Origin of the sequence: Lentzea terrae, from assembly GCF_003265345.1 — a bacterium.
Lineage (GTDB): Bacteria > Actinomycetota > Actinomycetes > Mycobacteriales > Pseudonocardiaceae > Lentzea > Lentzea terrae.
Window position 1 is genome coordinate 61,742 of record NZ_QFWW01000033.1, and the last position, 25,991, is coordinate 87,732.

Genomic DNA, 25,991 nt, shown 5'->3' on the forward strand with positions numbered 1-25,991 from the left:
CTGCAGGGGTATCCGTGCCGTGCACCACGGAGGTAGCACGGCCGACGGAGGCGCTGCATGGACCGGGACATGATCGACTTCGAGATCGACCTCACCGTCGACTTCGACGACTCGGAGGCGCGCCGCGTGCGGCGCTATGTGCGCGATGTCGTCGGGGGACTCGAACTGCGCGGTGACAGCTCGTTCGTCGAGACGGAACCGCATGCCGCCGCGTACGTGGCGCTCGACGGGCGGTTGCGCGACTTCCCGGACCACGACGTGGCGCTGCTGTGGGACGAGCGGACCGGCTGGTCGGCGGCCGTCGAGGACCGCCTCGGCGAGCTGGTGGAGGTCGCGCGGATGCACGGCGAGCCGCGGCCGGCGCCTGCCGCTGTGGTGCGCTGGGTCATGAGGCTGTTCCACACCGAGCGCACTGCGGGTACGACGAACCGCGACTTCGCCGCGTTCGTGCCGACGCCGCGTGCCAACGACTTCTCATGACCGTTCATCCCGCTGAGCGCAGGTCGTAGCGCTGGGCCGCCCACTCGGCCAGGCGCGGCCGCAGAGCCAGGTACACGTCCGGGTCCAGACCCATGCCGGTGTGCGTGCTGTGCACCTCGACGCACTCCGCGGACGGGTCGAGGCACAGCTGCCACGGCACGATCCCGTCGGACTTGGAATAGATCGACACCGCCGGCACGTCCAGTGGCGCGGTGATGGCCTTGGTGTTCTCGTCGAAGCACGGTCCGGCGAAGCAGTCGTCGTCCATCAGCCCGGGAACACCGATGGAGGCGAGCCGGGTGAGTGCTTTGGCGGCGAGCAGCACGTGCTGGTGCGCGCCCATCGGGTCGAGCACCGGGCTGCCCAGCATCATCAGACCGCGCACCAGGTCGGGGCGGCGCGCGGCGGCGAGGCGGGCGAGTCCGCCACCGCGGCTCTGGCCGAGCAGCACGACCGGTCCGCCGGTGGCCTCGGCGTGTTCCTTCAGGCGTTGCTCGACGCGGTCCACCAGTTCGGAGGTGCAGCCCACGTTGAACCCGACGCCGGCGCCGGTCGGCACATAACCCCGGTCGCGCAACCAGGTCGTGGCGAACGTGAGGCTGAAGTCGCCTGCCCCGAAGCCGGGTACCAGCACGACACCGAGCCCCGCACCCTCGTGCGGGTCGGCGTCGCGCCAGACCTGGTGGCGCAGGAGGTGCGGAATCGTGAAGGCCGCGACGGCGACGTGTTCGCGTGCCAGGGCGCGCAGGTTCATCGTGGTGTCTCCGATCGGTTCGTCCGGGAGTTGCCCAGGTGGCCGCAGCCAAACAGGAGGACCGTCACGTTTGCCGCGCGGGTTTCGGCCGGTCGGTGACGGGGTATGCTGGTCGGAACGTGGCAGGAGCGTGGTACAACGCTCGATTGCGATCAGATTTTCTGCTGGTTGGCTGCTTTCGCACTGGATGTCAGACAGACGTCGCCCGGCTACGTGACCAGGGCACTGCTGTGCCCGTGGCACGCGCCAGGGAAGTCCAAAGATGAACAAGTCAACGCTGCCCATTGCGGTGCAGACCATCTACGTCGATGTCCGGGTACCGGTGACCTACGTGCGCGGCGAGATCGACATGAGCACCGAGCAGGTCATCCAGCAGGAGGTCACCACTCAGCTCGCGACCAAACCGCGTGTGCTCGTGCTCGACCTGACCCAGGTCGGGTTCATGGGATCGGCCGGCGTCCATCTGGTGATGCGCAACCACGCGGACGCCCGCTCGCTCGGTTCCGCGCTCGCGGTCGTGGCAGCCGGCGGCTACGCGCGCCGAGTCCTGACTTTGAGCGGGGTCCACGGGATTCTCCCGCTCTACTGGGACGTGCCCACCGCGCTGCGGGCGCTCAGCTGAGGCACGCAGTTCGACGAATCTGGTGCGGTTGCGGCGAAATGGCCCCGTTTGCGGCTTGTTCCGCAGGGTAGCTCGTAGTCCAGGACACGACTACGAGCTGAGGAGTCAGCCGTGACCGAAAACCAGATGGGTGCGGCCGGGCAGGTGGGTTCCACCGTCCGGGAGCAAGCCGCGCACGTGACCCAGGAGACCGCCGACCAGGCCAGGAACGTCGTCCGCGATGTGCGGGAACGCGTTGCGGCGGAAGCGGAAGACCAGGCGGTGCGGGTGTCGAAGCAGCTCGGCCGGATCGCGGACGAGCTGGGTGAGATGGCCGGCGCGGCGCCGTCCAGCTCGATGACGGCCGGGGCGATCCGCAGCGCCGCCGACACGAGCCGGCAGGCGGCCCGGTTCCTCGACGAACGGGGCGCGCAGGGTCTGCTGGACTCGGCGCGGGACTACGCGCGGCGCAAGCCGGGCACGTTCCTGCTGGGCGCTGCCGTGGCCGGATTCCTGGTGGGCCGCGTGGCGAAGAGCGCGACCAGTGGTGGCCAGAGCCGGCAGCAACGGCCGCAGGGTGGCGTTGTGCCGGTGGCAGCCGAACGCTCCGATGTGGCACCGGAGTCCGGCGCGCCCCAGTACACGCAGGCGCCGTCGTACACGCAGGCGCCGACGCCGGCATACGGCACACCACTGCCGCCGGCCTCGGGGGTGCCGCATGTCGAGCCCTGAGGTGCCACCGTCGCGAGTGGACACTTCCGGGGAGTCGCTCGGCGACCTCGTCAGTGAGCTCACCGGTGACCTGTCCAAGTTGATGCGGCAGGAGCTCGAGCTCGCCAAGGCGGAGATCCGGCAGGAGGCCGCCAAGGCGGGCAAGGCGACCGGCATGCTCGCGGCCTGAGCTTCCCCCGATAACTCGGAGGGTTGATTACCTGGCTCCGGTTGGGGACGCAGGGATGATAGATGGCTCGAGTTGGTCGGTGTGCCAGGCGGCCTCGTACTCGTCGGGGCTGAGCCAGCCGAGCTCTTTCTGGATGCGCTGGGTGTTGTACCAGCCGTCGATGTAGCTGAAGATCGCGTTCTCCGCCTCGTCACGGGTGCGCCACGAGTTGCGGTACACCAGCTCGATCTTCAGCGTGGAGAAGAAGTTCTCCATCAGCGCGTTGTCGTAGGAGTCGCCGACCGAGCCCATCGACGGCAGGATTCCGTTGTCCGCCAAGCGTTGCGCGAAGCGGATCGAGGTGTAGGTCGAGCCCCTGTCGCTGTGGTGGATCAGCTGCCCGTCACGGACATCCCGCGACCAGATCCCGTACTCCAGCGCGCCGAGCACGAGGCTGGTGTCGCAGCGGTCGCTGGTCTTCCAGCCCACGATCCGGTTGGAGAACGCGTCCCGAACCGCGGCCAGCCAGAACACGCCCTCACCGGTGGGGATGCGGGTGGCGTCGGCGACCCACAGCCGGTCCGGGGCCGGGGCGGTGAAGTCCCGGTTGACCAGGTCCGGCGCCGGTGCGGCTCGTGGGTCGCGCCGGGTGGAGGGTGTTCGCCACTTCTTGCGCAGGAACGCGCCCTGCAGCTCATGGCCGCGCATCAGCCGCTCGACCCGCTTGCGCGACACCCGGATCCCGCGGCGGCGCAGGATGGCGTGCACCCGCGGGCTGCCGTAGGTGCCGCCGGAGGTGGTGTGGATATCCACGATCTCCGCGACCAGCTCCTCATCCTCACGCTGCCGCGGCGACGGGTCTGCCTGACGCCGGGCCCAGCCGTAGTAGGTGGAGGAGGCGATTCCGAGGACCCGGAGGATGGGCTCGACCCCGAAGCGGCCACGAAGCTGCGAGACGAGCTTCACGACCGTCGCCGGGTCGGGTCGAGTTCCGACGCGAAAAAAGCGCTCGCGGCCTTGAGGATCTCGTTGGCACGCTTAAGTTCCGCGTTCTCCCGCCGCAGCCGGCGCAGCTCCTCCGACTCACCAGTGGTCGGCCTGTCGTCCCGCTCACCGCGGTCGGCCTCGTCCTGCCGGATCCAGTTGCGCAGCGCTTCGTGATGAACCCCGAGCTGCTCGGCCAGCCGCCGGATCGCCGGCTTCGGATCAGACTCCCGATACAGCCGGACCGCTCGAGCCCTCAGCTCGTCGGGGTACTTCTTCGGTGCTGCCACGGACGACTCCCTTCAGGCCCTATCGGACCATGCTTGAAAGTCTCCGAGCTACCGGGGGAACCTCAGCCGCCGGGTTCGCCGGCTACCTGACCACCGTGCTGCTCAGCCTCGCGCTGGTGTTCGCACTCGGCGCGGTCATGCCGCTGGGCTGGGCCGCGCTGATCGTCGCCGCGCTGTGGGGCATCGCGGGCGCGGTCTTGTACTCCACCGGCCGTGCCAAGTTGCGCACCGTCAACCCGAAGCCCGAACGCACCGTCGAAACGTTGAAGGAGGACGCGGAATGGGCGAAACACCCGACCAAATAAGGCGTGACATCGAAGCGACCCGCGCAGAACTGCGGGCCGACGCCAACCGGCTGGTCGACCACGCCAGCCCCCGCAGCATCGCCCAGCGGCGCGTCCGCGGCGTGCGGCGGGGCCTGGAAACGATGAAGGAGCGAGTCATGGGCACCACTTCGTCCGTGCGGCACCAAGGCCAGGAGGCCGGGCACGCCGTAGCCGAACGGGCGGAGGAGGCCGCGCAGGCCGTCCAGGAGATGCCACAACGCGTAGCCCGGCAGACGCAGGGCAGCCCCCTCGCGGCCGGCCTGATCGCGTTCGGCGGCGGCCTGCTGCTGGCGGCGGTGCTGCCCCGCACCGACGCCGAGGAACAAGCGGTGCAGCAGCTCTCCGACAGCTTCGGCGACGTCGTCGAACCGGCCAAGGAAGCGCTGACCGAGTCGGCGCAGCACCTCAAGGAGGACGTGAAGTCTTCCGTGAGCGACGCCGCGGGTGAGGTCAGGCAAACCGCCTCGGACGCCGCGCAGACCACGGTTTCGGAGACGAAGCAGGCGGCGCAGGACGTCGGCGGGTCACCGGGTCGTGACGTTTGAGCTGTCTGGGACACGGGTAGTCGGGACAGGCGTCAAGCAGTCGGCGCTCGTCCTCACCGACTGTCCTCAAGGCGGCGAACACGTGAACCACAACGCACTCGACCGAGCCATCTGCGACGCCCTCGTGCTCATCCGCGCCACCGCGGGAGCAGATCTCGCTCTGCAGGCCGAACAGGCGCGCAAGTGCCTGGCCAAGGCCGTGACCGACGCGCCGGACGCGCCACGGCAGGCTTTGGCGCACGTGGCGGCGGCTGACGAGCACCTCGAGTACGGCGAGCTGATGGAGGCGCGCACACTGCTGACTGCGGCGCGCGGGTTCTTGCCGGGCCGACGAGCCGCGGCCCGCGCCTGACTCACTTGCCGCTGTCGTCTTCGGGCCTCGGACTCTGCCGGGTTCGCGCCGGCTGCGGCTCGTGCCTGGCTCAGGTGCCGCTGCGGTCTTCGGGCTCGGGCCCGTAGGGCTGCCGGGTTCGTGCCGGCCGCGGCCCACGACTGACTTACGTGCCTCCCTCGTCTTCCGGGTCTCCGACTCGTTGGGGCCGCAGGGTTCGTGCCGGCCGCGGCCCTTGCCTGACACCCATCCCACCCTTGTTCTCCGGCCCCGACTCGTTGGGGCTGCAGGGGTTCGTGCCGGCCGCGGCCCTTGCCTGACACCCATCCCACCCTTGTTCTCCGGCCCCGACTCGTTGGGGCTGCAGGGGTTCGGGCTGGCCGTGGCTCGTGTCTGGGTTGCGTGCCGCCCTCGTCTTCGGCCTCGGTCTCGTTGGGGCTGCAGGGGTTCGGGCTGGCCGTGGCTCGTGTCTGGGTTGCGTGCCGCCCTCGCCCTTCGGCCCAGGTCTCGTTGGGGCTGCCAGGCTCGTGTCGTCCGCGGCCCTTGCCTGACTCACGCGCCGCCCTCGTCTTCGGCCTCGGTTTCGTTGGAGCTGCCGGTTTCGGGCCAGGCTACGGCTCGCGCCTGACTCACGTGCCGCCCTCCTCCGGGCCCGGACGCGTTTGGGGCCGCAGGGTTCGTGCCGGCCAGAGCCCCTGCCTGACTCACATCCCGCCCTCGTCCTCCGGCTCCGACTCGTCGGGCCCGCGGTGCGGACCTCCGGGGTTCTCGTCGGCGAACGTCGGGCGGGTGTGCTCGCTGCCCAGGTCGGCGTCCTCCAGCTCGCTCTCGGCGGTCACGCGGTCGGGCTCCGGCGTCGTCATCGCCACTCCTCCTGCCAGTCGTGGTGGGTGTCGTAGGCGGCGGCCAGCAGGCGCAGCAACGCCTCGTCGCTGGTCTGCTCGACCTCGGTGCGCAGCAGGGCGAACTTCTCCGGGAACGGCACGGGTACGCGTTCGGTCGGGGCCTGGATCGGGCCGGGCAGCAGGAGCAGGCCGCTGCCGTCGTCCGAGCGGATGATGCGCAGCCTGCCGCGGCGCTCCGCCTCGTCGAGCAGCGGCAGCTTTTCCTCGGCCAGGCGTTGTTCGTCCTCGTCGAGGCGGTTCAGCACGTAACGCCGCAGTCGGTCGGTGTCCATGACACGGGGGTATCCGCTGCGCCGCTGGGTACGCCTGGTGCGCAAGCTGTTCTTGTCCTTGGAGAGGAGATCCCTCATGCGCAGTCGTGTCCGTGCGGCGGGCCACGCCGTGCATCCCATCCTCATCGTGTTCCCGTTGGGGTTGTTGACCACCGCGGTCGGCTTCGACGTGCTGCACCTGGTCACGGAGCGCGCCAGCTTCGCCTTCACGGCGGCGCACCTGATCGCGGCGGGGTCCTCATGGGCGTGGTCACCGCCGCCACCGGCTGGCTCGACTGGTGGCTCGTCACGCCGCAGGGCTCGCGCGCCCGCCGGGTCGGGTTGTTGCACGGGCTGGTGAACGCCGCGGTGCTGGTGCTGTTCGCGGTGAGCTGGGCGATGCGACTGGCCGAGACGGACTGGACGCCCGGCTGGCCCGCGCTCGTGGCGGCCTGGCTCGGGGTGCTCGCGGGCGGCCTCGGCGGCTGGCTCGGCGGGGAGCTCGTGGAACGGCTCGGCATCAGCGTCGACGAGAACGCGAACCCCGACGCGCCCAGCTCGCTGGCCGCCTCGAGGTGAGCCGCACCGACCAGTCCGCCAGCGCGGGGCATGGCAACCGCGCTGGCGGTGATCACCGGGTTGGTCCTCGCGTTCGGCCGGCCACACGGTCAGTCCGGTGGCTCGCCGGCCTCGTCTTCGGTGTCGCTGTCCTCGGGCGGGATCTGCGGTTCCGGCGTTTCGAGGTCGTCGAGGCTGGGCGTGCCGGGCGAGTGCGGCGCCTCGGGGTTGCGTGGATCGGTCATGCCGCGCGGATACCCGTGCGGCACGATCTCAAGCTCACTTCGTCAGCTCTTTGAGGAACTCGTGGCATTGCTTGGCGCGGGCCGAGTCCTCGTCCATGACCTGCCGGAAGAAGTCGGCGATGTCCTGGCGGCCCGCGTTGTCCGCGTCCCGGACGTACTGGCCGTAGTCGTGCCCGGCCTTGAGCGAGTGGTACTGCACGGAGATCAGGTCGTAGGTGACGTCGTCGAAGCCGGTCTCACCGGTCGCCATGGCTACCTCCCGTGGTTGTCGGTAGTCGGGAGGTACCCACGAGAACCTGCGCCGGAACGGTCCAGCGCTGGTTGGCCCCACCCGTGCAGGACCAGATCTGCAGTTTCGCGCCGTCAGCCGCGCTGTTGCCGATCACGTCCAGGCATCTGCCGCTGCCGGCGTTCACCAGCGTCCCGCCGGCCGCGGTCCAACGCTGGTTGCCGCCGCCGAAGCAGTCCCACAACTGGACCGGTGTGCCGTCCGCGGTGCCGTTGCCGGTCACGTCCAGGCACTTGCCGAGCCCGCGCACGGTGCCGTCGGCCGCGAGCGTCCACGTCTGGTTCGCGCTGCCGGAGAAGCAGGTCCACAGCTGCGGCTGGTTGCCGTTGACCGTCGAGCCGTTCGTGACGTCGAGGCACTTGCCGCCCAACCCGGTGATCGGGCCGGAGTCGAGCGTGCCCGGCCAGGTGAACGTCGCCATCGCCCCGCCAGGCAGGTTGTACCGCGCAAGGGAAACGAGCGGCCGAAGAGCTGCTGGACCTCGATCCGCGCCCGACCGCGATCGTCTGCTTCAACGACAAGGTGGCGGTGGGCACGTTGCAGGCGGCGCGGGCCCGGGGTCTGCGTGTGCCGGAAGACCTGTCCGTGGCCGGGTTCGACGACATCGACCTCGCCGAGGCGACCGATCCGCCGCTGACGACGGTGCAGCAGCCGTTGCAGGAGATGGGCAGGATCGCCGTCACGCAGTTGATGCGGGTGCTGGACGGTCACGAGCCCGAGGCGTTGCACCTCGAGCTCGCGACCTCCCTGGTGGTTCGCGGTTCTACGGGCGCAGCGTGACCGACTGACCCTTCCGCAGCTTGATCCGCTTCGACCACCCGCCGAACCGCACCTCGGTGTCGGTGCCGCCGACGCTGCGCACGGTCGCGCTGGTGACCTTTCCGTCCCGCCACGCCAGGTCGACGGTGAACCCGCCCCGTGCACCGATTCCCGTGACAGAGCCGGTCTTCCAGGCCGACGGCAGGGCCGGCAGCAGCTCGATCACACCGGGCCGCGCGTACAGCAGCATCTCCAGCATCGCCGCCGGCGCACCGAGGTTGGCGTCGATCTGGAAGATGGACCGGTCGCCGAAGCTGTACATGTCGAAGAAGTTCGGTGCCGAGCCGTTGGCGAAGTTCACCGACGGCCGCAGCACGCTCAGGATCGCCTGGTACGCGCGGTCCGCGTCCTTCAGCCGCGCCCAGCACGCCGCCCGCCACGCGAGACCCCAGCCGAAGCTCTCCATGCCGCGGGTGATCAGGAGCCTCCGAACGCCCTCGATCAGCGCGGCCGGGGAGTCGTCGCGATTGACGCGGTCACCGGGGAAGAAGCCGACGAGCGGCGACAGGTGCCGGTGCGTGGTCTCGCCGAGGTCGTCCGGCGACATCCACTCCTGCAGCATGCCGGTCTTGGGGCTGACCTCCGGCAGGTACAGCCTGGATTGCAGGTCGGACATCTTGCGGCCGTAGGACTGGTCGCGGCGCAGCACGTCGGTCGCGATCCGGTACATGCGGAACAGGTTGTGCACCAGCTCCTGCGCGTAGGTGAGACCGCGCGCGTCCTGCGGGCCGTGCTCCGGTGACCAGTCGTAGTCGTCGACCAGGCCCTGCGGGGTCTCGACCAGACGCGCTTCCCAGAACTCGCAGGCGCCCTTGAGCAACGGGTAGATCTTGGCCAGGTAGTCGCGGTCGAGCGTGTACTCGTAGTGCTCGAACAACGACATGCACAGCCACGCGTTGCCGCCGGGGTGCCACCACCAGCCGCTGCCGCCGTAGATGTTGGTGGAGAAGGCGACCGCCCACCCGGCGACGCGGTTGTTGGTGTTGCGGAACCGGTTGCGCGAATCCTGGAACAACGCCTGCGTGGAGTTCGTCCACGCAGGCAGCTGGGCGACGCAGTAGTCCGCGAGGGCGTCGAAGCAGTCCGGCAGCGCGGCCCGGTCCGCCAGCCAGTAGTTCATCTGGATGTTGATGTCGGTGTGGTAGTCGCTGTACCAGTCGGGATTGTTGTTCGACAGCCACAGACCCTGCAGGTTGATCGGCAGGTTGTCGCGCGACCCCGTGATGGTGAGGTAGCGGCCGAACTGCAGGTAGCTCGCCTCCAGCTCAGGATCTGGCGTGCCGCTCGACGCCCGCGCCTTGAGCCGCGTCCACGTGTCCATCGCGCGCTGGGCGTCGGTCGAGCGGCCGAGGTCGACCTTCTGCCGGTCGTAGCGCTTGCGGTAGTCGGCGACGTGGGTGCGCAGCAGGACATCACCCTTGGCCCGGACGGCGGCCTTGCCCAAAGCGATCGCGGCCGGCTCCACGTTCGGGTCGAGGAAGCCCGCAGACGCGTCCGGGACGTAGTTCGTGCCGCCGGAGAACACGATCACCAGGTCCGAGCAGCCCTCGAACGCGAGCTTCGCGCCGTCGACCTTGACCGTCCCATCAGGACTGCAGGCCGTGACGACACCGCTGTACGCCAACCGGTTCTGGAACGAACCGGTGAACAGCGCGGCGGTGTGCGGTGCGTCGCCGACGGACGGCTCGCCGTGCGCGCCGTTCAGCGTGATGGTGCCGGTCTGGTTCGGGCCGACGAGCCGGACGATCACCACGTCGTCCGGATGGCTCGCGTAGATCTCGCGCCGGTACTGCTTGCCGCCGTGCGTGTACGTGGTGGTGACGATGCCGTTGCTCAGGTCGAGTGCGCGGCGGTAGTTCGTGGCGCCCGCGTGGCCTGGCATCTCGACATAGAGCTTGGCCAGCAACGAGAACGTGCCGAAGCGTGTCGGGTCGTAGGGGAACTGGCCGTCGCCCTCCAGCGCGTCGTTGAGCTCGCCGGTCCACAGCGTGACGTCGGTCAGGTAGAGGAAGTCCTTCTCGACGCCACCTCCGACGAGTGCACCGAGACGGCCGTTGCCGATCGGGAGACCCTGCTCGATGATCATCGCTTCGTCGGCGGGCGCGGGGTACCAGAGGGTGGTCGGCGCCGGGTTCAGGGGATTCCCGGTGGGGCGCAGGGGTTCTGCGTGGGCGGCGAAGGTGGGCAGGACGAGTGCTCCCAGCCCCAGCGCGCCGGAAGCTTTGAGAAAAGCGCGACGAGTCGTCATCGTGGTGCTCCTGGTCAGTTCGCGGGCAGGGTCGACACGTGCACGGCGTTGTCCGGACCGCGCACCGCGACCCACGCCGACCCGCCGTTGCCCGCCGCCGCACCGACCGCGCCGGTCAACGCGTTGCTGGCGAACTGGTCGCGCTTGAACCACCAGGTGCCGGCACCGTCGACGAGGTCCTGCTGCCACAACGTGTAGTCGCTGCCACGCACGAAGACGTTGACCCGGTCACCGTTGGCCAGCGCCGTCGGGCTGCCGCTGATCACGCCGCCGAGCGAGGTCCACGCGGACCAGCCGTTCGCGGTGCGCTTGCGGTACCAGGCGGAGTCGTCCTGCAGCCGAACCGTGACGAACGTGCCCGTCGACACCGTTGCCGCAGAAGGCCTGCCGTAGATCTGCTGGTTGCCGGGCGAGCCGACGGAGGTCCAGCCGGTGTTCTGGTCGCGCGTCCACACGCGACCGTCGGCGCCGCGGCCGAACAGGCTCCAGCTGTCCGGTCCGGTGAACGCCACCGACACCGAGTCGGTCAGCGTGCCGCCGAGCGAGGTCCAGGCACTCCAACGGTTGTTGGCGTACGTCTTCCGGTAGGCGACGTTGTCGGTGCCGCGGACGAAAAGGTCGATCCGGCCGTTGGGGCTTGCAAACGCCGACGGCTGGCCGAGGATCTGGCCGTTCTTCGGTCCACCGAGCACGACCCAGTTGCGCCACTCGCCGCCGACCCTCGACCGCTGCTGCAGACGTCCGGCCTTGTCGCGGGCGAAGACCGACATGTTCTGGTCGTCGTGGCGCACCAGCGCCGGGCTCGCGGACGTCTCGCCGCCGACGTCGGTACCGGGAACGGCGCTCTCGGCGCGCAGCTTCAGGAACGCGGTGCCGTGCGCGGGAACCGTGACCTTGTACGTGCCGGTCGCCGTGCCCCGGTCCGCGCGCGCCCGCAGGTCACGCACCGCGACGGTGCCCTTGAGGCCCGCGTCGGCGAAGTTGACCGTGAACTCGGCGGGCTGCTCGTTGCGGTTGAGCACCGCGACCGCGCGTTCGCCCTTGCCGGACAACACCTTGCTGTAGACGTCCACGTTGTTCGCGCCCGCGACCCGGACGCCCTGGATGGCCAGCGGGTCCTGGTCGACCGCGATGATCTCGGGGTTCTTCAGCGTCTCGATCATCGACGGCGGCAGCGTGCGCGGGTCCGAGCCGATGATCAGCGGCGAGGCCATCACCGACCACATGACGAGCTGGGAGGTCGACTCCTCCTCGTTCAGCTCGTACGTGCCGTGCTCGGTCTTGCGCATCGGGATCAGGTAGTCCGGGTCGTTGTAGTGGCCGGGTCCCTGGGCGCCGGGCCGGTACAGATTCCGGTCCATGTTCCGGAGCACGTCACGCCAGATGCCCTCGTACGGCGTGCCGAACGCGACGTCTGTGCTGGTGCGCCACGAGTCGCCGACGCGCGGTCCGTACGTGTACGCCACGTACGCCGTCTGGTCCCACCGGTGCGGCACGCTCCACTCGTCGGTGACCGGGTTGCAGAGGTTCAGGATCATCTTGCGGCCTGCCTTCTGCACCGCGGCCGAGAACTGCGTGAAGGCGACGGCGGGGTCCATGTTCTGCGCGATGCCGCACAGGAAGTCGATCTTGATGGCGTCGAACTTCCACGCCGCGAACTGCTTCGCGTCCGCCTCGTAGTAGCCGCCACCACTGCCGGCCGCGCAGTTCTTGCCGTCCGACGCGCCCGCGTCGGTGTAGATGCCGGCTCGCAAGCCCTTGCCGTGCAACGTGTCCACCAGCTTGGTGAACCCGGACGGGAACCGCGCCGGGTCGGGCACGAGCGCGCCCTTGCCGTCACGCGGCGGGCTCGCGTTCCACCCGCCGTCGATCCACACGATGTCGTAGCCGGCCTTGGCGAGCCCGCTGCTGACGAGGAAGTCGGCGACGCCGAGCACCTTCTCCTCCGACGCCGCACCTACCGCGAAGTAGGAGTTCCACCCCATGTACGGGGTGCGCGCGATGCCCGAGTCGTAGTAGGTGGGCGCGCCCTGGTCGACGCCTGCGTGTTCGAGCGGGGCGGCTGCGGCGGCAGTGGGCGCCAGCAGCGTGAGGGCGATGGTGGCCAGGGCCAGCAGGGTTCTGGGCATACCCGTACCTCTCGTCGTCGAGGGCTCACAGCATCGCGGTGGCCGCCCGACAGAGTCAAGAATAAATACTAAATTAAGTTTAGTAGTCCCTGCGCCCGCGCATAACGTAGCAGTGGTCCGATCTATGTCCAGGGTTTGTGGAAGTTCCGGTACAAGTTGGCGGCAGTCATCCGAGGTGTGGTGGATCTGGAAGGATCTCCGCATGACGCGTCTGAGCGCGCGCGAGCTCAACCGCGCCCTGCTGTCCCGCCAGCACCTGCTGCGGCGGTGCGACGAGCAGGAGCTCGACGTGGTCTCCGGCCTGGTGGGCCTGCACGCGCAGATACCTGTCGGGCCGTACATGGCGCTGTGGTCCCGTCTGCGCCGCTACGACCCGTTGCGACTGTCTCGCCTGATCGAGTCTCGTGAGCTCGTCCGCACCGCCCTGATGCGGTCGACGATCCACCTCGTCACGCCGGACGACTGCATGACGCTTCGCCCTTTGGTGCAACAGGTTCTGGACCGCGACCTGTTCACGAACTCGGCGCACGCCGCGACCGTCCGCGATCTCGATCTCGACGCGGTGGTGCGGCACGGCCTGGAGTTGCTGGACGTCCAGCCCCGCACGCCGAGCGAGCTCGGCAAGGCGATGCACGAGCGTTGGCCCGACGCCAAGCCCGAGTCGTTGGCCTACGCCGTGCGCAACCTGGCGCCGCTGGTGCAGATCCCGCCGCGCGGCACGTGGGGTGGCGCCGGCCGGACCGTGCACGCTTCGGCGTCGACGTGGCTCGACCGGTCGGTGGACTCGAACCCGTCGATCGAGCGGCTGATCCGGCGTTACCTGGCCGCGTTCGGGCCGGCGAGCGTGGCCGACGTGCAGGCGTGGTGCGGGCTGACCAAGCTGGGCGAGGTCGTCGAGCGGATGCGGCCGGAGTTGCGCGTGTACCTGGACTCGGCCGGCAAGGAGCTGTTCGACGTTCCGGAGGGTGTGGTGCCGGATTCCGGCGTTGCCGCGCCGCCGCGGTACCTGCCCGAGTTCGACAACGTGTTCCTCTCGCACGCCAACCGGGAGCGGATCATCCCGGACGGACTGTCGTTCGCCGAGTGGACGCGCAAGCACGGGCTGATGATGACCGTGCGCGGGGGAGTGCTGCGCGGAAACCTCTTGATCGGCGGCTTGTTGCAGGGGATCTGGCGGGTCGACAAGGCGGGCAAGGCTTGCACGCTGATCGTCGAGCCGTTCGTGCGGGTGTCCAAAAAGGACCTCGACGTGCTGGAGCGGGAGGGGAACGCGTTGCTGGGCTTCGCGTTCCCCCAGGGCGAGAAGTTCGACGTCCAGGTCTCAGCGCACGCCGGCTGACTCCTTCTGCTCCAGGTCGATCGTGGTGCGCAGGGTGATCGGCTTGAGCAGCAGCGCCGCGATCACGCCGATGACACCGACGGCGGCGGAGATCAAGAAGATGTGCGCCGTGGCGTCGCCGTGGACGGTGTGCACGATCGTCTGCACCTGGGGTGGCAGTGCCTGGAGGTTCAACGCGCTGGTGTCGCCGGTCGACTGGCCGGGCGGCACGTGCAGCGCGGCGGAGAGGTCGGCCGTGACGCGGTTGGCCAGCACGGCGCCGAGCACGGAGACGCCGATGGTGCCGCCCAGCGACCGGAAGAACGTGACGGACGCGCTGGCAGCGCCCAGTTCGCTCAACGGCACGCTGTTCTGCACGGCCAGCACCAGGTTCTGCATGGTCATGCCGACGCCGATGCCGACGACCGCCATCGCGATGCCGACCAGCCACAGGGCCGTGGCGTGATCGACGAAGCCCAGCCCGAGGAAGCCGAGCACCAGGATGATCGTGCCCGCGACGATGTACGGCTTGATCTTGCCGGACCGGCTGATCAGGCGGCCGGAGATCGTGGACGAGACGAGCACGCCCGCCATCAGCGGGATGGTCAGCAGGCCCGCCTCTGTCGGGGTGTGGCCGCGGCCGATCTGGAAGTACTGGCCGAGGAACACCGCGCCGCCGAACATGGCCATGCCCACCGCGAGCGACGCGATGATCGCCAGTGCCGGGGTGCGCTGGACGACGATGTGCAGCGGCACCACGGGTTGGCTGACCTTCAGCTCGACCGCCACCGCCGCACCGAGCAGCACGAGACCGCCCGCGACCATGGCCCCGGTCTGCCACGACAGCCAGCCGAACGAGTTGTCGACGAACGACACCCAGATCAGCAGGACGCTCACGCCCGTGGCGATCAGGGCCGCGCCGAGGTAGTCGATCGTGACGTTCTCCCGGCGCACGGTCTCCAGCTTCAGCGTGGCCTGCAGCACCACGAACGCGAGCGCGGCGATCGGCACGGCGACCCAGAAGCACCAGCGCCAGCCGAGCCACGAGACGTCCACGATCAGCCCGCCGAGCAGCGGGCCGCCGACCGTCGCGACGGCCATGACCGCGCCGAGGTAGCCGTTGTAGCGACCGCGTTCGCGCGGCGGGATGATCGCCGCGATCACGACCTGCACCAGCGCCTGCAGACCGCCGACGCCGAGCCCCTGGAACGCGCGGGCGGCGATCAGCTGCTCGGTGTCCTGGGCGAACCCGCTGAGCAGCGAGCCGATCACGAAGATCACGATGGCGGCCTGGACCAGCGTCTTCTTGTTGAACAGGTCGGCGAGCCGGCCCCAGAGCGGCGTGGTGGCCGTCGCGGTGAGCAGGGTGGCGGTGACCACCCACGTGTACTGCGTCTGGGTGCCGTTCAGCGAGCCGATGATGCGGGGCAGCGCGGTGGACACCACCGTGGAGCTGACCATGGCCACGAACAGCGCCAACAGCAGTCCGGACAGCGACTCGAGCACCTGGCGGTGTCCCATGGGCTCGCTCTTCACATTGGCCACTCTCTAATTATTGCACGTCGTGCAAATTTGCTCAACGAGCAACTGCCTCACCAATGCGGCGAGCAGCGTCGTGCGCGGCACCAGTTCCGACACCAGCACGTGTTCGCTGTCGGCGTGCGCTCCACCACCGACGGCGCCGAGCCCGTCCAGCGTCGGAACTCCCAACCCTGCCGTGAAGTTGCCGTCAGACGCACCGCCGACCGCCGCCTGCGTCAGCTCGACGCCGATCTCCGCGCCGAGCCGAGCAGCCACCTCGAACAACCCCGCGGACATCTCCCGTTCGAGCGGTGGGCGGTTCGGCCCGCCGACCACCTCGACCTTCGCCCCGTCGACGACCGGCCGCAGTGCCCGCATCGCCTCGTCGATCCGCATCTGCTCGGCGAGGTTCCGCACGCGCACGTCCACCAGGAACTTCCCTTGTGCGGCAACGGTGTTCGGTGTGGTGCCGGCGGCCAGCACAGTCGGCGTGACGGTCGTGCCGACGGCAAGATCGGTCAGCCGCGACACCGCCAGCACCTGGTGCGCCGCCTCGATCGTGGCGCTCACGCCACGTTCGGGTTCCAAGCCGGCGTGTGCGGCGCGACCGTGCAGCCGTACCTCGTAGTTGGACGTGCCCTTGCGCTCGGTCTTGAGCGCGCCCCCGTCCGCGGACCCCTCGGCGACCAGCACGGCCCGGTGCTCCCGTGCCTCCGTCTCGATCAGCCCGCGCGACGACGGCGAGCCGAGCTCCTCGTCACCGGTGACCAGCACCGTGACGCCGTCCGGAGCATCGAGCGCCGCGACGGCGTGGAAGATCATGGCCAGCCCGGTCTTCATGTCGAAGCAGCCGGGCCCGCGCAGCACGCCGTCGCGCACCTCGAACGGGATCCGGTCGAGCGTGCCGATCGGCCACACCGTGTCGTGGTGGCCGAGCAGCAGAACCTTGCGCGGTCCCGAACCCAGGCGCCACCGCAGATGCGTGCGGCCGTCGAGCACGATGCGTTCCGGCTGCTCGCGCAGCAACGCGGTGCCCACTTCGGCGGTGACGTCCGCACTGCGGGCGACCGCGGCCAGGTCGGTGGACGGCGACTCGCAGGTCACGAGCCGCTCGATGTCGTTGAGCAGGTTCATTCAGGCCACCTTCGGCGTTGCGCGGAGAGCCGTGTGCACGTATTGCTCACCGGTGGGCAGGGCGTAGAACACGACGGACTGCCAGCTCTTCTCCTCCGAGTCGCGGCACACGAACCGCGAGTCGCCGAGCGGTACGAGATCGACCTCCGGCGGATCCGGGAGGATTCCGGCCAACGGTCCCGTGCCCGTCGTCTTCACCCGCAGCCCGCGTTCGCCCTCGGTGATGTCGAAGATCACGGAGCCACGCTCGTACCGGCCGACGTACCGCGCGTGGTCCACGACGGGAGGCTGGGCGGCCGGTTCCAGTGGTGGTGGCATGGCGACGCCCGCGAGCTCGGCGAAGATCTCCCGGTACAGCTCCAGGCCCAGCTCACGCGCGCGACCACCGTTGGTCAGCAACGTGACTGCGAGTCCCTGCTCGGGCAGCACCCGCAGGAACGCGGACTGCCCGATGGTGTTGCCGTCGTGGCCGATCAGCCGCTGCCCGTCCCAGCCGAACCGGATCCAGCCGAGGCCCCACGAGTCGGCCGCCGCGTTCGGGTCGGGTAGGCCGGTCTGCTTCTCGGTCATGGCTGTCGCGGACGCCGCGGACAGCACACGGGTGCCGTCCTGCGCGAGACCGCCGTCGAGGTGCATCCGCGCGAAGGCCAGCACGTCGGCGGTCGTGGCGAAGATCGTCCCCGCCGGCCCCATCGACCGGGCCAGCGCCCACACCGGAGCCGGTTCCGTCCTGTCGTCCTCGGTGATGTGCCCGACGGCGGCCCGGAACATCAGCGCCTCCTCCGGCAACGTGCCGGTGTGCGTCAGCCCGAGTGGCGCGCAGAGCCGCTCCCGCAGCGCGGCGTCCCAGTTCTGGCCGGTGAGCTTCTCGATCACCCGGCCCGCCAGCGAGAAACCGGAGTTGCAGTAGGAGAACGTGGCCCCCAGCGGGTGGTTCTGCCTGGCCTCCGCGAGCAGCTCGACGTAGCGCTCCAGGCACTCGTCGCCGCGGCCGGTGTCGGTGAAGATGTCGCCGTCGATGCCGCTGGTGTGCGTCAACAGGTGCCGCATGGTCACCTTCTGCTCGGCCACCGGGTCCGCGAGCTTCAGCTCCGGCAGCACGTCGGCGATCGGCGCGTCGAGGTCGAGCAGCCCCTCGTCGACCAGTTGCATGACGAGGGTCGTCGTCCACACCTTGCTGATCGAGCCGAGCTGGAACACCGAGTCGTCGGTGACCTCCACGCCGGTCGCCTTGTTCAGCACGCCGTGGTGCGCCTGGACGATCTCGCCTCGGTAGAGGATGCCGAGCGCCGCGCCCGGCACGTCGTGCTTCTCGGCGAGCGCGGAGAGCCTGCTCTGCCAGTGCTTCATGAAACGTCCTCCCCAGGTTGGCCCTTCTCCCTCGATCTTGCCGTGCTTTCGGAGGTGGAGCAGGCTCTACCTCGTTCCGGGCAGCCTGCGTGATCGTTGCCAACGGGTCTTCTTCCATACGTTCTTGGCCGGAAGTTGTTGCCGACCAAGGAGAAGGTCATGAGCGCAGACGCGCTGTCACTGCAAGCGGTGCGGAAGGTGTACGGCTCGGGTGGCGGTGCCGTCACGGCGTTGCACGAGGTCACCGTCGGCATCCGGCGAGGCACCTTCACCGCGGTGATGGGACCGTCCGGCTCGGGCAAGAGCACCTTTCTGCACTGCGCGTCGGGCATGGACCGCCCGACGTCCGGTCGCGTGCTGCTCGGCGACACCGATCTCGGCGCCCTGAAGGAGGCGCGGCTGACGGAGGTGCGCCGTGACCGGATCGGGTTCGTCTTCCAGGCCTACAACCTCCTCCCGTCGCTGACCGTGCAGCAGAACATCACGTTGCCGCTCCGCCTGGCCGGCCGCCGTGCCGACGACGGGTGGCTGCGGGAGATCGTCGGGCGAGTCGGGCTGGCCGATCGGCTCGGCCATCTCCCGGCCGAGTTGTCCGGTGGGCAGCAGCAACGGGTGGCCATCGCACGCGCGCTCGTCGCGCGGCCCGAGGTGGTGCTGGCCGACGAGCCGACCGGGGCCTTGGACTCGCGGACGGCCGCGCAGGTGCTGGCGTTGTTGCGGTCCATTGTGGACGAGATGGGGCAGACAGTGCTGATGGTGACGCACGACCCGGTTGCTGCGTCTGCTGCGCACAGCGTGCTGTTCCTGGCAGATGGGCGGTTGGCCGGGGAGCTGTACGGGCCTACGCCGGAGAAGGTCGCCGAGCGCATGACGCACCTCGGGGAGTGGTGAGCTGTGCTGACTCTTGCGTGGCAGACGGTCAAGGCCCGCACCAGCGGGTTCCTCGGCGCTTTCGTCGCCATCCTCTTCGGCACGGCACTCGTGGCGGCCTGCGGGATTCTCATGGAGTCCGGATTTCGCGGCGGCGTGCCTACCCAGCGCTATGCGGCCACTGACGTGGTCGTCACCGGCGATCGGACGGTGCGCCCGCCAGGTGGTGACGTGCTGGCGTTCGAGCACGCCGCCGAGCAGCCGGCCATTTCCGCCGCGCTGGTGGCCAAGGTCGCTGCGGTGCCCGGGGTGAAGGCCGCGGTGCCGGAGCTGACGTTCCCGGCTGTGGTGGTGGGGCCGGACGGACAACCCGTGGCGGACAAGCCAACGCTTGGCCACAACTGGGAGTCGGCCGTGCTGGCGCCCTTCACGCTGAAGGAAGGGCGAGCTCCCGCCGGCAACGATGAGGTGGTGCTCGACTCTGGGCTGGCGGCTCGGTCCGGGGTGGGGGTGGGCGGCGAGGTGCGGGTCATGACCCGGTCGGTGCCCGTCGCGTACCGCGTCACCGGCGTCGCGGAGAACGCCGGAGACCGGCAGGCGGCTCTCTTCTTCAGCTCCGCCAAGGCCACCGAGCTCAACGGCCGACCGGACCAGGTCGACGCGATCGGCGTGCTGACCACGAACGACGTAGCCGACCGCATCGAGGACGTCCTCGCTGACGACCACGTCACGGTCTCGACCGGCGCCGACCGCAGCGCCGCGGAGTTCGACGACGTCAGCCAGACCAAGGCGATCCTCGCGATCATCGCGGGCTCGTTCGGCGGCTACGCGGTCCTCGTGGCGATCTTCGTCGTGGCCAGCACCCTGGCGCTGACCGTCGAGCAACGGCGCCGCGAGTTCGCCCTCCTGCGCGCGGTCGGCGCCACGCCGCGGCAGATCCGCAAGATGATCGGCATCGAAACGCTGGTCGTGGGAGCGGTGGCCGGAGCGGCAGGCAGCCTGCTGGGCATCGCGGTCAGCCACGGCCTGCGCACGGCGTTCGCGAACATCGGCGTGGTTCCGCACGACTTCGACCTCTCGATCAGCCCGATCCCGCTGGTCGCGGCCCTGCTGATCGGGCTGCTGGCGGCCAGGGTGGCGGCGTGGAGCGCGGCGCGCCGACCGTCCTCCATCAAGCCCGTCGAAGCGCTGGGGGAGGCCGCGGTCCAACGCACCGACGTCGGGAGGGTCCGCCTGGCCATCGGACGGGTTCTCATCGTGATCGGCACGGTGGCGACGACGCTGCCGTTGTTCATCCCCGGTCAGCTCGGCGCGGCGATGTCGGTCATGGCGACGCTGGTGCTGATCATCGGGTTGACGCTGGTCGGACCACGGGTGATCAGCAAGGCGGTCCGGCTCATCGCGCCGGCGCTGAGCAGGTTCAACACGAGCGGCTACCTGGCGGCGGCGAACGTCAGCAGGAACTCGCGCCGGCTGGCCGCCGCCGTCACGCCGTTGATGCTGGCCGTCGGGTTCGCCGTGGTGAACTTCTACAGCCAGACGACCTTCACCGCGGCCGTGCAGCAGGAGACCACCAGGGCGATCACGGCCGACCAGGTGATCAGCGGCGTGACGGGTGTGCCGCCGGAGATCGCCGCAGCCGCAAGAGGCCAAGGCGTGACGGCGACGTCGTTGGTGCGCACGCAGGTGATCACCGCCAGGAAGTCGGGCGACACCGTAGAAGTGAACCGCGGCCCCGCCAACGGACTCGACCCGGACGCCGGCGACACGGTCGACCTCGCGGTCACAGCAGGCAGCCTCGAGGACCTCAAGCCGGGCACCGTGGCGTTGGGCAAGACGCACGCCTTCTGGTCGAACAAGAAGGTCGGCGACACCGTCGAGCTCTGGTACGCGGACGGCCAACCGGCCCGCCTCCAAGTCGTCGCGATCTACCAGCACGAACTGGCGTTCGGCGACCACGTGCTGAACGCGCAGGACGCCCGCGCCCACACCACCTCCGGCATGGACAGCGCGGTGCTCGTGAAGGGCACTGCAAAGGACCTGACCAGCCGCTATCCCGGCCTCGTGGTGACCGAGAACGCGGCCGCGCAGGACCGGGGCGACGAACGCACCCAGTTCCTGCTCAACCTGGTGGCAGTGGGCGTGATCCTCGGCTACGTCGCCATCTCGGTGTCCAACACGCTGGTGATGTCGACGGCGGCGAGGCGGCGCGAGTTCGCCCTGCTGCGCCTGGTCGGGACCGGACGCCGCCAGGTCGTCCGGATGATGCGGACCGAGGCACTGCTGACCGTCGGTCTGGCCGCCGTGCTCGGCTCGGCGGTAGCCGCACTGCCGCTCACCCTCCTCGCGATCGGCTCCACCGGAGTCCCGTGGCCGGCCGGTCCGGTCTGGGTCTACGGAGCCGTCGTCGCGGGAGCGGCATTGCTCGGCATCGTGTCGATCGCCGTGTCGACGAGGTTGTCGTTGCGCGCCAAGCCCATCGACGCGATAGGCACCCGCGAATGACGAAGAGGCCACCCCTTGCGGAAGGGGTGGCCTCTGCATGTCACGGTCAGCCGACCGGCGGCGCCATCTCGAAGAAGTTGTAGCCCTCGACCAACTGCGTGGTCGTCGCCGTCGAGCCCGGCGTCGTGAGGTGCCAGCGGGTGACGGTGCGGTAGGTGCCGGGGATGGCGATGTCACCCAGGTCGTTGTCGGGGTTGTTCTTGGTCGGGACCCACTCGACGACGGTCTTCTTCGTCAGGGTCGCGTTGATCGTCGCGTAGTCGGACTGCGTCTTCAGGTAGTCACCGACACCGTGGTCAGAAGCACGACCGGGGTCCATGTAGCGGACCTGCACGGTGTCGCCGTTGAAGGAGCCGTCGACCTGGACCAGCGTGACGATGTGGCCACCGCCGCGCTGCAGGCTGCCGGCCTTCGGACCCGCCGAGTAGCGGCCGTACACCATCTGCACCGGCCCGCGGGCGAGCCTCTTCGCGAGGTCACCGCCGAAGTCCGCGGCACCGTCGGTGTTCACCCCGTAGGCGACCGTGGCCCAGCCGGCGTCACGAGCGGGCTTGGTCGCGATGTTCCAGGCGGTGCGCAGGTTGTACAGGTTGGTGCCGCCGTTGTACTGGGCGTCCTCACCGATCCGCCCGATGGAGTTGGTGATGACGTTGTAGTCGGCCTGGTCCTGGGGGTCGAGGTTCATGACCTTGGTGGTCAGCCAGCCGACCGGCGCCTTCTTCTCGTGCGCCCAGTAGTGCAGCACGTTGTAGAGCGACGTCGGGCCGCAGTACGCGCCACCGTTGTTCTCCAGACCCGCGCGGTGCTGGTCGACGTCGCTGACCCCGCACTGCTTCACGGAGAAGTCGGGGCCCACCAGGTCGGTCACCTTCACGCACGGGGCCGGCTGGCCGATGACCGGGTCGGCGGACGCGACGGCCGGGAGCGCGATGGTCGAGAGGGTGGCGGCGGCGATGATGGCCTTGCGGATCATGGTCCTTACCTTCCGTTCGCGGTTTGCGTTGGTAGGTAAAGACTCTTGGATCGCGAACACGAACGCATGAGGGATGATCCCTCAACCCCAACGGCCGAAAAGTTGGGTGTATCAGACCATCCCCCAAGCGCCTCTGTTAAAGACCCGGAGGGATCGGACGGGTGTGCTGGCCCAGGTGGACCGGCAGCGAGTGCAGCCCGTAGACGATGGACAGCTTGCGGAACGACAACGCACCGGGATCGACTGCGAGCCGCATCTCGGGGAACCTGCGCACCAAAGCCGGGTAGGCGGTCCGCAGCTCCATCTTCGCCAGCTCGGCGCCGATGCAGCGGTGCGCGCCGTAGCCGAACGCGAGGTGCTGGCCAGCAGACCGGGACGGGCAGATGTCGTCCGGCGACGGGTAGACGCTCGGGTCGCGGTTCGCCTGCGACAGCGAGCACGCCACGATGTCACCGGCGCGCACGCGGGTGCCGGCGATGAGCACGTCCTTGCGCGCAACGCGGAGGAACGCCACCTGCACGACGGACTGGTGGCGCAGCAGCTCGTCGACCACGCCGCCGATGGCCTCGTCGTCGTCACGCACGCGGGCGAGCAGGTCGGGGTCGCGCAGCATCGCGAGCGTGCCCAGCGAGATCATGCTGGCCGTCGTCTCGAACCCGCCGGTGAGCAGGCCGTCCGCGAGACCGGCCAGTTCGTCGTCGTCCAGCTCGTCACCGTGCTTGCGGATGAGCTCGCCGAGCAGCCCGTCGGTGGGTGCCTGGCGCTGCGCCCGCACCAGCTCCCGGAAGTAGACGACGGACTCCGACACCGCGGACAGCGACGCCGTGGCGGCACCACCGAGGTCGAACCGGGCCACGCTGCGGCGCTGGAACTCCTCGCGTTCGCTCGCGGGCACGCCCAGCAGTTCGCAGATCGTGAGCGCCGGCACGGGCATGGCGAAGTCCTCGACGAGGTCGACCGGGCCGTCCTTCATGGACATCAGGTCGAGCTGGTCGGTCACGATGGCCTCGATGCGCGGGATGAGCCGGGAGAGCCGCCGCATGGTGAACTCGGGCGTCAGCACTTTGCGCAGTCGCGTGTGCTCCGGCGGGTCGCTGAACCCGAGCCCGCCCGGCGCCTCCTCCGCGAACAGCCCGAGGTCCTTGAAGTGGCCGAAGTCGTTGCTGAACGACTCGCTGTCGACCAGCACGCTCTTGGACGCCTCGTACCCGGTGACCAGCCACACCGGGACCGGCAGCGGCAGCCGCGTGATCGGCCCGCGGGCGTGCATCCGCGCCAGCTCCGGCACCGGGTTCAACCCGTTGCGCCGCAGCGGTGCCAGCACCCGCGAGGGCACCAGCCAGGACGACTCGAGGTCGAACCCGCTCTTGCTGAGGTGCGCGAGCACCTGCTTGCCAACCCAACCGGTCAGGCGCGAACGAACGTCCGTCGCCGACCGCAGAACTTCCTTCATGCCCGCTGTCCCTTCGGCGGAAAGGGGGGCGTGGCTGCTGGTCCCCACCGAGACGGACAATAACGACGTGACCGCGCGCACGTCGTCATACCCAGGCCTAACGCGCCGTCATACTTTGGTCCAGTTGCCGATCAGAACCAGTGCAGGCAGTGCGGTGGACGTGCTGCGCGGAACAGCGCGTCGGCGATCTGGACCGCGTTCGGGTTGTGCGCCAGGACGTGCCCGGCCCTGATCAGCGTGCTCGGCGCGGTGCCGCCGAGGTAGATCGAGCCCAGGTCGCGCACGTCGAGCGAGAGGTCCGGCGCGCGGTCGGTCGGGACGCATTCGGCCTTGCCGTCCCGGACGGTCAGCAGGTGGCGGCCGTGCTCGCCGAGGAACGGGTCGTGCACCTCCAGCACCAGGTCGCCGTCGCCGAGGTAGCCGCGCGCGGTCAGCGCCCTCGGGACGTCCAGCAACCGCACCCACAACCAGTCGGTCTCACCGCTCAGCTGACCCGCGCGGAAGTCCGCGAGCTGCCAGCGCAACGGGTGCTCGGTGGGGAAGTGCTTGAACGTCACCTCGGTGACCAGGTCGTGGCCGAGCACGAACCGGGCCAGCGCGCCGAACACCGCGTCGTCGCTCGTGATGGTCTCGTCGATCACCAGGCTGCCATCGGTGAGGGCGTAGCTGGCGTACCCGTCCGCGACACCGTCAGCGTCCCGGTGGACGGCGACGTACCGCGGTGCCGGAGCCACCGGAGGCTTCCCGGCGCCCAGCGCCCACCAGCGGTGCGGCCTCGACAGCGCCCCGGCCTGCGTGCGCCGGTAGCGGTCGTAGACCTCTTCCAGGACGTCGCCGCACTCGGACCGCTTCAGCACCTCGATCGATCCGGTGTCCTGGTGAGTCCTGAACGCGCTTTGGCTGCGCTGGACCGTCAGTCGTCGCGTGTGGGTCGCCGGCCCGTAGCCGAACCTGCCGTAGATCGTGCCCTCGCTGGCCAGCAGGACGGCCAGGAAGTCGCCCCGTTCGCGCAGCTCAGCGAGTTGATGTCGCATCATCGCGGTGAGCACGCCCTGGCGCCGGTGCGTCGGCAGGACACCCACGGAGGTGACGCCTGCGGCGGGCACGACGACCTCACCGGGCAGCGTGAGCTCGAACGAGTACGCGGCGGTCGTGCCGACGGCCTTCCCGCTGTCGGTGAGCGCCATCACCCCGCGGTCCAGCTCGAGCGCCGACCACCAGACCCCACCGCCGTGCTCGTCCGGTGTCTCGAGGAACCGCCCGAACGCGGTGTGCACGGTGTCGACGAAGACGTCGAGGTCCTGGGCGGTGGTGGCACGGATCTTCACGAGCCACAGTGGATCGGGGGCGCGGCGACGAGATCAACCGAATTAAGGTCGAGAGGGTGACAACTGCTGAGGACTTCGATCGCTGGTACGCCGATCGCGTCGAGTCGCCGGTCGCCGATGAGCTCGTCCAGCGCGTGCTCGCTCTCCCAGCTGATCTGCAGTCGACGAGCCTGCTGACCGGGCAGGGGCTGGACGAGGTCGTGGCGATCCTCGGCCCGCGGCCAGGACAGGTCCTGCTGGACCTGGCGTGCGGCCGCGGCGGCTACGGTCTGGAGATCGTCCGGCGCACCGGCTGCCGGCTCGTCGGCGTGGACTTCTCCGCCGTCGCGATCGAGCAGGCCACGCGGCGCGCCGCCGAACTGGCGATCCCGGCCGACTTCCAGGTGGGTCAGCTGACCGACACCGGACTCGAGGACGCCTGTGCCGACGCGGTGCTGATCGTCGACGCCTTCCAGTTCGCCGACCCGAAGCTGGACGCGTTGCGGGAGTGCCTGCGCGTGCTGCACCCCGGCGGACGCCTGGTCATCACCACCTGGGAGCCCGTGGACCCCGCGGACGAACGCCTGCCGCTGCGGATGCGCCAGGTCGACCTCGCGAACCAGCTGCCGGAAGCCGGGTTCGCCGACGTCGAGGTCACCTCGAAGCCGGAGTGGCGGGAGATCGAGCAGCGGTTCTGGCAGGAGTCGCTCACCGTCGACGCCGGCGACGACCTCGCGATGCAGTCGATGCAGGACGAGGCGCGGCGCGTGCTGAAAGGCTTCGATCTGCGGCGGCGCGTGCTGGCGAGTGCGACGGCGCCGCCCCGGTGACAGCGGGTGGCAACGGTGGGCACCGTTCTCGCCGATCAGGCCGATGCGCCAGCCTGGGTGCCGCGGTCAGCGACACCCCGTCGAGCACCCGCCGG

26 protein-coding genes and 3 pseudogenes are annotated in these 25,991 nt (G+C 69.6%); 13 read left to right on the forward strand and 16 right to left on the reverse strand.

What is annotated here, in order from left to right; genetic code table 11:
• Positions 1 to 57 precede the first annotated feature (57 nt).
• On the forward strand, positions 58 to 480 hold the full coding sequence (locus DI276_RS41340; RefSeq protein WP_112274199.1) for a DUF6292 family protein: 423 nt from the start codon (positions 58 to 60) through the stop codon (positions 478 to 480).
• 4 nt (positions 481 to 484) lie between these two features.
• Here DI276_RS41340 and DI276_RS41345 read toward each other — a convergent pair whose 3' ends face one another.
• Entirely contained in the window at positions 485 to 1,234 is a 750-nt protein-coding gene (locus DI276_RS41345) for an alpha/beta hydrolase (protein ID WP_112274201.1), read from the reverse strand.
• A 262-nt stretch (positions 1,235 to 1,496) separates the two neighbouring features.
• Between DI276_RS41345 and DI276_RS41350 the strand changes: the two genes are divergently transcribed.
• The 3 genes from DI276_RS41350 to DI276_RS41360 all read left to right on the forward strand — a co-directional run bounded on the left by DI276_RS41350 (position 1,497) and on the right by DI276_RS41360 (position 2,736).
• On the forward strand, positions 1,497 to 1,856 hold the full coding sequence (locus DI276_RS41350; RefSeq protein WP_112274203.1) for an STAS domain-containing protein: 360 nt from the start codon (positions 1,497 to 1,499) through the stop codon (positions 1,854 to 1,856).
• A 111-nt stretch (positions 1,857 to 1,967) separates the two neighbouring features.
• Positions 1,968 to 2,567, forward strand: a complete 600-nt coding sequence (locus tag DI276_RS41355) for a hypothetical protein (protein ID WP_112274205.1) — start codon at positions 1,968 to 1,970, stop codon at positions 2,565 to 2,567.
• Between the two features lie 16 nt (positions 2,568 to 2,583).
• Positions 2,584 to 2,736: a phage holin family protein gene (locus DI276_RS41360; protein WP_232837279.1), complete on the forward strand. Its 153-nt coding sequence runs from the start codon at positions 2,584 to 2,586 to the stop codon at positions 2,734 to 2,736.
• A gap of 27 nt (positions 2,737 to 2,763) precedes the next feature.
• Here DI276_RS41360 and DI276_RS41365 read toward each other — a convergent pair whose 3' ends face one another.
• Both DI276_RS41365 and DI276_RS41370 read right to left on the reverse strand, forming a co-directional pair.
• Entirely contained in the window at positions 2,764 to 3,681 is a 918-nt protein-coding gene (locus tag DI276_RS41365; protein ID WP_112274207.1) for an IS3 family transposase, read from the reverse strand.
• Positions 3,678 to 3,989, reverse strand: a complete 312-nt coding sequence (locus DI276_RS41370) for a transposase (RefSeq protein ID WP_112274209.1) — start codon at positions 3,987 to 3,989, stop codon at positions 3,678 to 3,680. Before DI276_RS41370 ends, DI276_RS41365 begins: the two co-directional genes overlap by 4 nt.
• A 29-nt stretch (positions 3,990 to 4,018) precedes the next feature.
• On the opposite strand from DI276_RS41370, the gene DI276_RS41375 reads away from it, so the two are divergent.
• The 3 genes from DI276_RS41375 to DI276_RS41385 all read left to right on the forward strand — a co-directional run bounded on the left by DI276_RS41375 (position 4,019) and on the right by DI276_RS41385 (position 5,212).
• Positions 4,019 to 4,294 (forward strand): phage holin family protein, encoded by a 276-nt coding sequence (locus tag DI276_RS41375; RefSeq protein WP_112274211.1) that lies wholly within the window; start codon positions 4,019 to 4,021, stop codon positions 4,292 to 4,294.
• Complete coding sequence (locus tag DI276_RS41380; RefSeq protein ID WP_112274213.1) at positions 4,270 to 4,860, forward strand: DUF3618 domain-containing protein; 591 nt, start codon at positions 4,270 to 4,272, stop codon at positions 4,858 to 4,860. Before DI276_RS41375 ends, DI276_RS41380 begins: the two co-directional genes overlap by 25 nt.
• Before the next feature lie 82 nt (positions 4,861 to 4,942).
• Complete coding sequence (locus DI276_RS41385) at positions 4,943 to 5,212, forward strand: hypothetical protein (RefSeq protein WP_112274216.1); 270 nt, start codon at positions 4,943 to 4,945, stop codon at positions 5,210 to 5,212.
• Between the two features lie 683 nt (positions 5,213 to 5,895).
• Here DI276_RS41385 and DI276_RS51625 read toward each other — a convergent pair.
• Positions 5,896 to 6,054, reverse strand: coding sequence for a hypothetical protein (locus tag DI276_RS51625; protein ID WP_198681236.1), 159 nt, complete (start codon positions 6,052 to 6,054; stop codon positions 5,896 to 5,898).
• Positions 6,051 to 6,578 (reverse strand): hypothetical protein, encoded by a 528-nt coding sequence (locus DI276_RS52795; RefSeq protein WP_232837280.1) that lies wholly within the window; start codon positions 6,576 to 6,578, stop codon positions 6,051 to 6,053. The genes DI276_RS51625 and DI276_RS52795 overlap by 4 nt, the downstream gene beginning before the upstream one ends.
• On the opposite strand from DI276_RS52795, the pseudogene DI276_RS41395 reads away from it, so the two are divergent.
• Positions 6,496 to 6,926, forward strand: a pseudogene (locus tag DI276_RS41395) (DUF2231 domain-containing protein). The gene DI276_RS52795 and the pseudogene DI276_RS41395 sit on opposite strands and share 83 nt — an antisense overlap.
• 89 nt (positions 6,927 to 7,015) lie before the next feature.
• On the opposite strand, the gene DI276_RS53180 reads toward DI276_RS41395, so the two are convergent.
• From DI276_RS53180 to DI276_RS41405, 3 genes are read right to left on the reverse strand one after another with little or no spacing between them, the layout of a single operon-like run.
• Positions 7,016 to 7,150 carry a hypothetical protein gene (locus DI276_RS53180; protein ID WP_269814357.1) on the reverse strand — a complete coding sequence of 45 codons (135 nt, stop codon included), beginning with the start codon at positions 7,148 to 7,150 and terminating at the stop codon, positions 7,016 to 7,018.
• A gap of 34 nt (positions 7,151 to 7,184) precedes the next feature.
• A complete protein-coding gene (locus DI276_RS41400; RefSeq protein ID WP_112274220.1) occupies positions 7,185 to 7,400 on the reverse strand; it encodes an acyl carrier protein in 216 nt (71 codons plus the stop codon).
• Positions 7,387 to 7,860 carry an RICIN domain-containing protein gene (locus DI276_RS41405; protein ID WP_112274222.1) on the reverse strand — a complete coding sequence of 158 codons (474 nt, stop codon included), beginning with the start codon at positions 7,858 to 7,860 and terminating at the stop codon, positions 7,387 to 7,389. Before DI276_RS41405 ends, DI276_RS41400 begins: the two co-directional genes overlap by 14 nt.
• A 38-nt stretch (positions 7,861 to 7,898) precedes the next feature.
• On the opposite strand from DI276_RS41405, the pseudogene DI276_RS41410 reads away from it, so the two are divergent.
• Positions 7,899 to 8,219 (forward strand): annotated as a pseudogene (locus tag DI276_RS41410) (LacI family DNA-binding transcriptional regulator); the annotation flags it as partial.
• On the opposite strand, the gene DI276_RS41415 reads toward DI276_RS41410, so the two are convergent.
• Together DI276_RS41415 and DI276_RS41420 are read right to left on the reverse strand one after the other, a co-directional pair.
• The gene (locus tag DI276_RS41415) at positions 8,203 to 10,506 is read right to left on the reverse strand and encodes a glycosyl hydrolase family 95 catalytic domain-containing protein (protein WP_112274226.1); all 2,304 of its coding nucleotides are present in this window, start codon (positions 10,504 to 10,506) and stop codon (positions 8,203 to 8,205) included. The pseudogene DI276_RS41410 and the gene DI276_RS41415 sit on opposite strands and share 17 nt — an antisense overlap.
• A 14-nt stretch (positions 10,507 to 10,520) precedes the next feature.
• Positions 10,521 to 12,635, reverse strand: coding sequence for a glycoside hydrolase family 27 protein (locus DI276_RS41420; RefSeq protein ID WP_112274228.1), 2,115 nt, complete (start codon positions 12,633 to 12,635; stop codon positions 10,521 to 10,523).
• A 202-nt stretch (positions 12,636 to 12,837) separates the two neighbouring features.
• Here DI276_RS41420 and DI276_RS41425 point away from each other — a divergent pair, with 202 nt between their 5' ends.
• Complete coding sequence (locus DI276_RS41425) at positions 12,838 to 13,974, forward strand: winged helix DNA-binding domain-containing protein (RefSeq protein ID WP_112274363.1); 1,137 nt, start codon at positions 12,838 to 12,840, stop codon at positions 13,972 to 13,974.
• On the opposite strand, the gene DI276_RS41430 is transcribed toward DI276_RS41425, so the two are convergent.
• From DI276_RS41430 to DI276_RS41440, 3 genes and pseudogenes are all read right to left on the reverse strand, one after another.
• Positions 13,957 to 15,474: an MDR family MFS transporter gene (locus DI276_RS41430; RefSeq protein WP_112274230.1), complete on the reverse strand. Its 1,518-nt coding sequence runs from the start codon at positions 15,472 to 15,474 to the stop codon at positions 13,957 to 13,959. The genes DI276_RS41425 and DI276_RS41430 overlap by 18 nt on opposite strands.
• Positions 15,475 to 15,501: 27 nt before the next feature.
• Positions 15,502 to 16,608 (reverse strand): M20 family metallopeptidase, encoded by a 1,107-nt coding sequence (locus DI276_RS41435; protein ID WP_112274232.1) that lies wholly within the window; start codon positions 16,606 to 16,608, stop codon positions 15,502 to 15,504.
• A pseudogene (locus DI276_RS41440) lies at positions 16,609 to 17,952 on the reverse strand (serine hydrolase domain-containing protein); the annotation flags it as partial.
• Positions 17,953 to 18,117: 165 nt separating this feature from the next.
• Between DI276_RS41440 and DI276_RS41445 the strand changes: the two are divergent.
• Together DI276_RS41445 and DI276_RS41450 are read left to right on the forward strand one after the other, a co-directional pair.
• A complete protein-coding gene (locus tag DI276_RS41445; RefSeq protein WP_112274236.1) occupies positions 18,118 to 18,849 on the forward strand; it encodes an ABC transporter ATP-binding protein in 732 nt (243 codons plus the stop codon).
• Positions 18,850 to 18,852: 3 nt separating this feature from the next.
• Positions 18,853 to 21,333 carry an ABC transporter permease gene (locus tag DI276_RS41450; protein WP_112274238.1) on the forward strand — a complete coding sequence of 827 codons (2,481 nt, stop codon included), beginning with the start codon at positions 18,853 to 18,855 and terminating at the stop codon, positions 21,331 to 21,333.
• 46 nt (positions 21,334 to 21,379) lie between these two features.
• On the opposite strand, the gene DI276_RS41455 is transcribed toward DI276_RS41450, so the two are convergent.
• The 3 genes from DI276_RS41455 to DI276_RS41465 form a co-directional block, all read right to left on the reverse strand.
• Entirely contained in the window at positions 21,380 to 22,306 is a 927-nt protein-coding gene (locus DI276_RS41455; RefSeq protein ID WP_112274240.1) for a hypothetical protein, read from the reverse strand.
• 136 nt (positions 22,307 to 22,442) lie between these two features.
• A complete protein-coding gene (locus tag DI276_RS41460) occupies positions 22,443 to 23,759 on the reverse strand; it encodes a cytochrome P450 (protein WP_112274242.1) in 1,317 nt (438 codons plus the stop codon).
• A gap of 131 nt (positions 23,760 to 23,890) precedes the next feature.
• Complete coding sequence (locus DI276_RS41465) at positions 23,891 to 25,087, reverse strand: GNAT family N-acetyltransferase (protein ID WP_112274244.1); 1,197 nt, start codon at positions 25,085 to 25,087, stop codon at positions 23,891 to 23,893.
• Positions 25,088 to 25,143: 56 nt separating this feature from the next.
• Here DI276_RS41465 and DI276_RS41470 point away from each other — a divergent pair, with 56 nt between their 5' ends.
• Positions 25,144 to 25,896, forward strand: coding sequence for a class I SAM-dependent methyltransferase (locus DI276_RS41470; RefSeq protein ID WP_157985298.1), 753 nt, complete (start codon positions 25,144 to 25,146; stop codon positions 25,894 to 25,896).
• Positions 25,897 to 25,991: the final 95 nt, after the last annotated feature.

Coding starts and splice junctions, on each gene's coding strand:
- DI276_RS41340 (WP_112274199.1), top strand. CDS start 58: ATGGACCGGGACATGATCGACTTCGAGATCGACCTCACCGTCGACTTC.
- DI276_RS41345 (WP_112274201.1), bottom strand. CDS start 1,234: ATGAACCTGCGCGCCCTGGCACGCGAACACGTCGCCGTCGCGGCCTTC.
- DI276_RS41350 (WP_112274203.1), top strand. CDS start 1,497: ATGAACAAGTCAACGCTGCCCATTGCGGTGCAGACCATCTACGTCGAT.
- DI276_RS41375 (WP_112274211.1), top strand. CDS start 4,019: ATGCTTGAAAGTCTCCGAGCTACCGGGGGAACCTCAGCCGCCGGGTTC.
- DI276_RS41380 (WP_112274213.1), top strand. CDS start 4,270: ATGGGCGAAACACCCGACCAAATAAGGCGTGACATCGAAGCGACCCGC.
- DI276_RS51625 (WP_198681236.1), bottom strand. CDS start 6,054: ATGACGACGCCGGAGCCCGACCGCGTGACCGCCGAGAGCGAGCTGGAG.
- DI276_RS53180 (WP_269814357.1), bottom strand. CDS start 7,150: ATGACCGATCCACGCAACCCCGAGGCGCCGCACTCGCCCGGCACGCCC.
- DI276_RS41400 (WP_112274220.1), bottom strand. CDS start 7,400: ATGGCGACCGGTGAGACCGGCTTCGACGACGTCACCTACGACCTGATC.
- DI276_RS41405 (WP_112274222.1), bottom strand. CDS start 7,860: ATGGCGACGTTCACCTGGCCGGGCACGCTCGACTCCGGCCCGATCACC.
- DI276_RS41415 (WP_112274226.1), bottom strand. CDS start 10,506: ATGACGACTCGTCGCGCTTTTCTCAAAGCTTCCGGCGCGCTGGGGCTG.
- DI276_RS41420 (WP_112274228.1), bottom strand. CDS start 12,635: ATGCCCAGAACCCTGCTGGCCCTGGCCACCATCGCCCTCACGCTGCTG.
- DI276_RS41425 (WP_112274363.1), top strand. CDS start 12,838: ATGACGCGTCTGAGCGCGCGCGAGCTCAACCGCGCCCTGCTGTCCCGC.
- DI276_RS41430 (WP_112274230.1), bottom strand. CDS start 15,474: ATGGGACACCGCCAGGTGCTCGAGTCGCTGTCCGGACTGCTGTTGGCG.
- DI276_RS41435 (WP_112274232.1), bottom strand. CDS start 16,608: ATGAACCTGCTCAACGACATCGAGCGGCTCGTGACCTGCGAGTCGCCG.
- DI276_RS41445 (WP_112274236.1), top strand. CDS start 18,118: ATGAGCGCAGACGCGCTGTCACTGCAAGCGGTGCGGAAGGTGTACGGC.
- DI276_RS41455 (WP_112274240.1), bottom strand. CDS start 22,306: ATGATCCGCAAGGCCATCATCGCCGCCGCCACCCTCTCGACCATCGCG.
- DI276_RS41460 (WP_112274242.1), bottom strand. CDS start 23,759: ATGAAGGAAGTTCTGCGGTCGGCGACGGACGTTCGTTCGCGCCTGACC.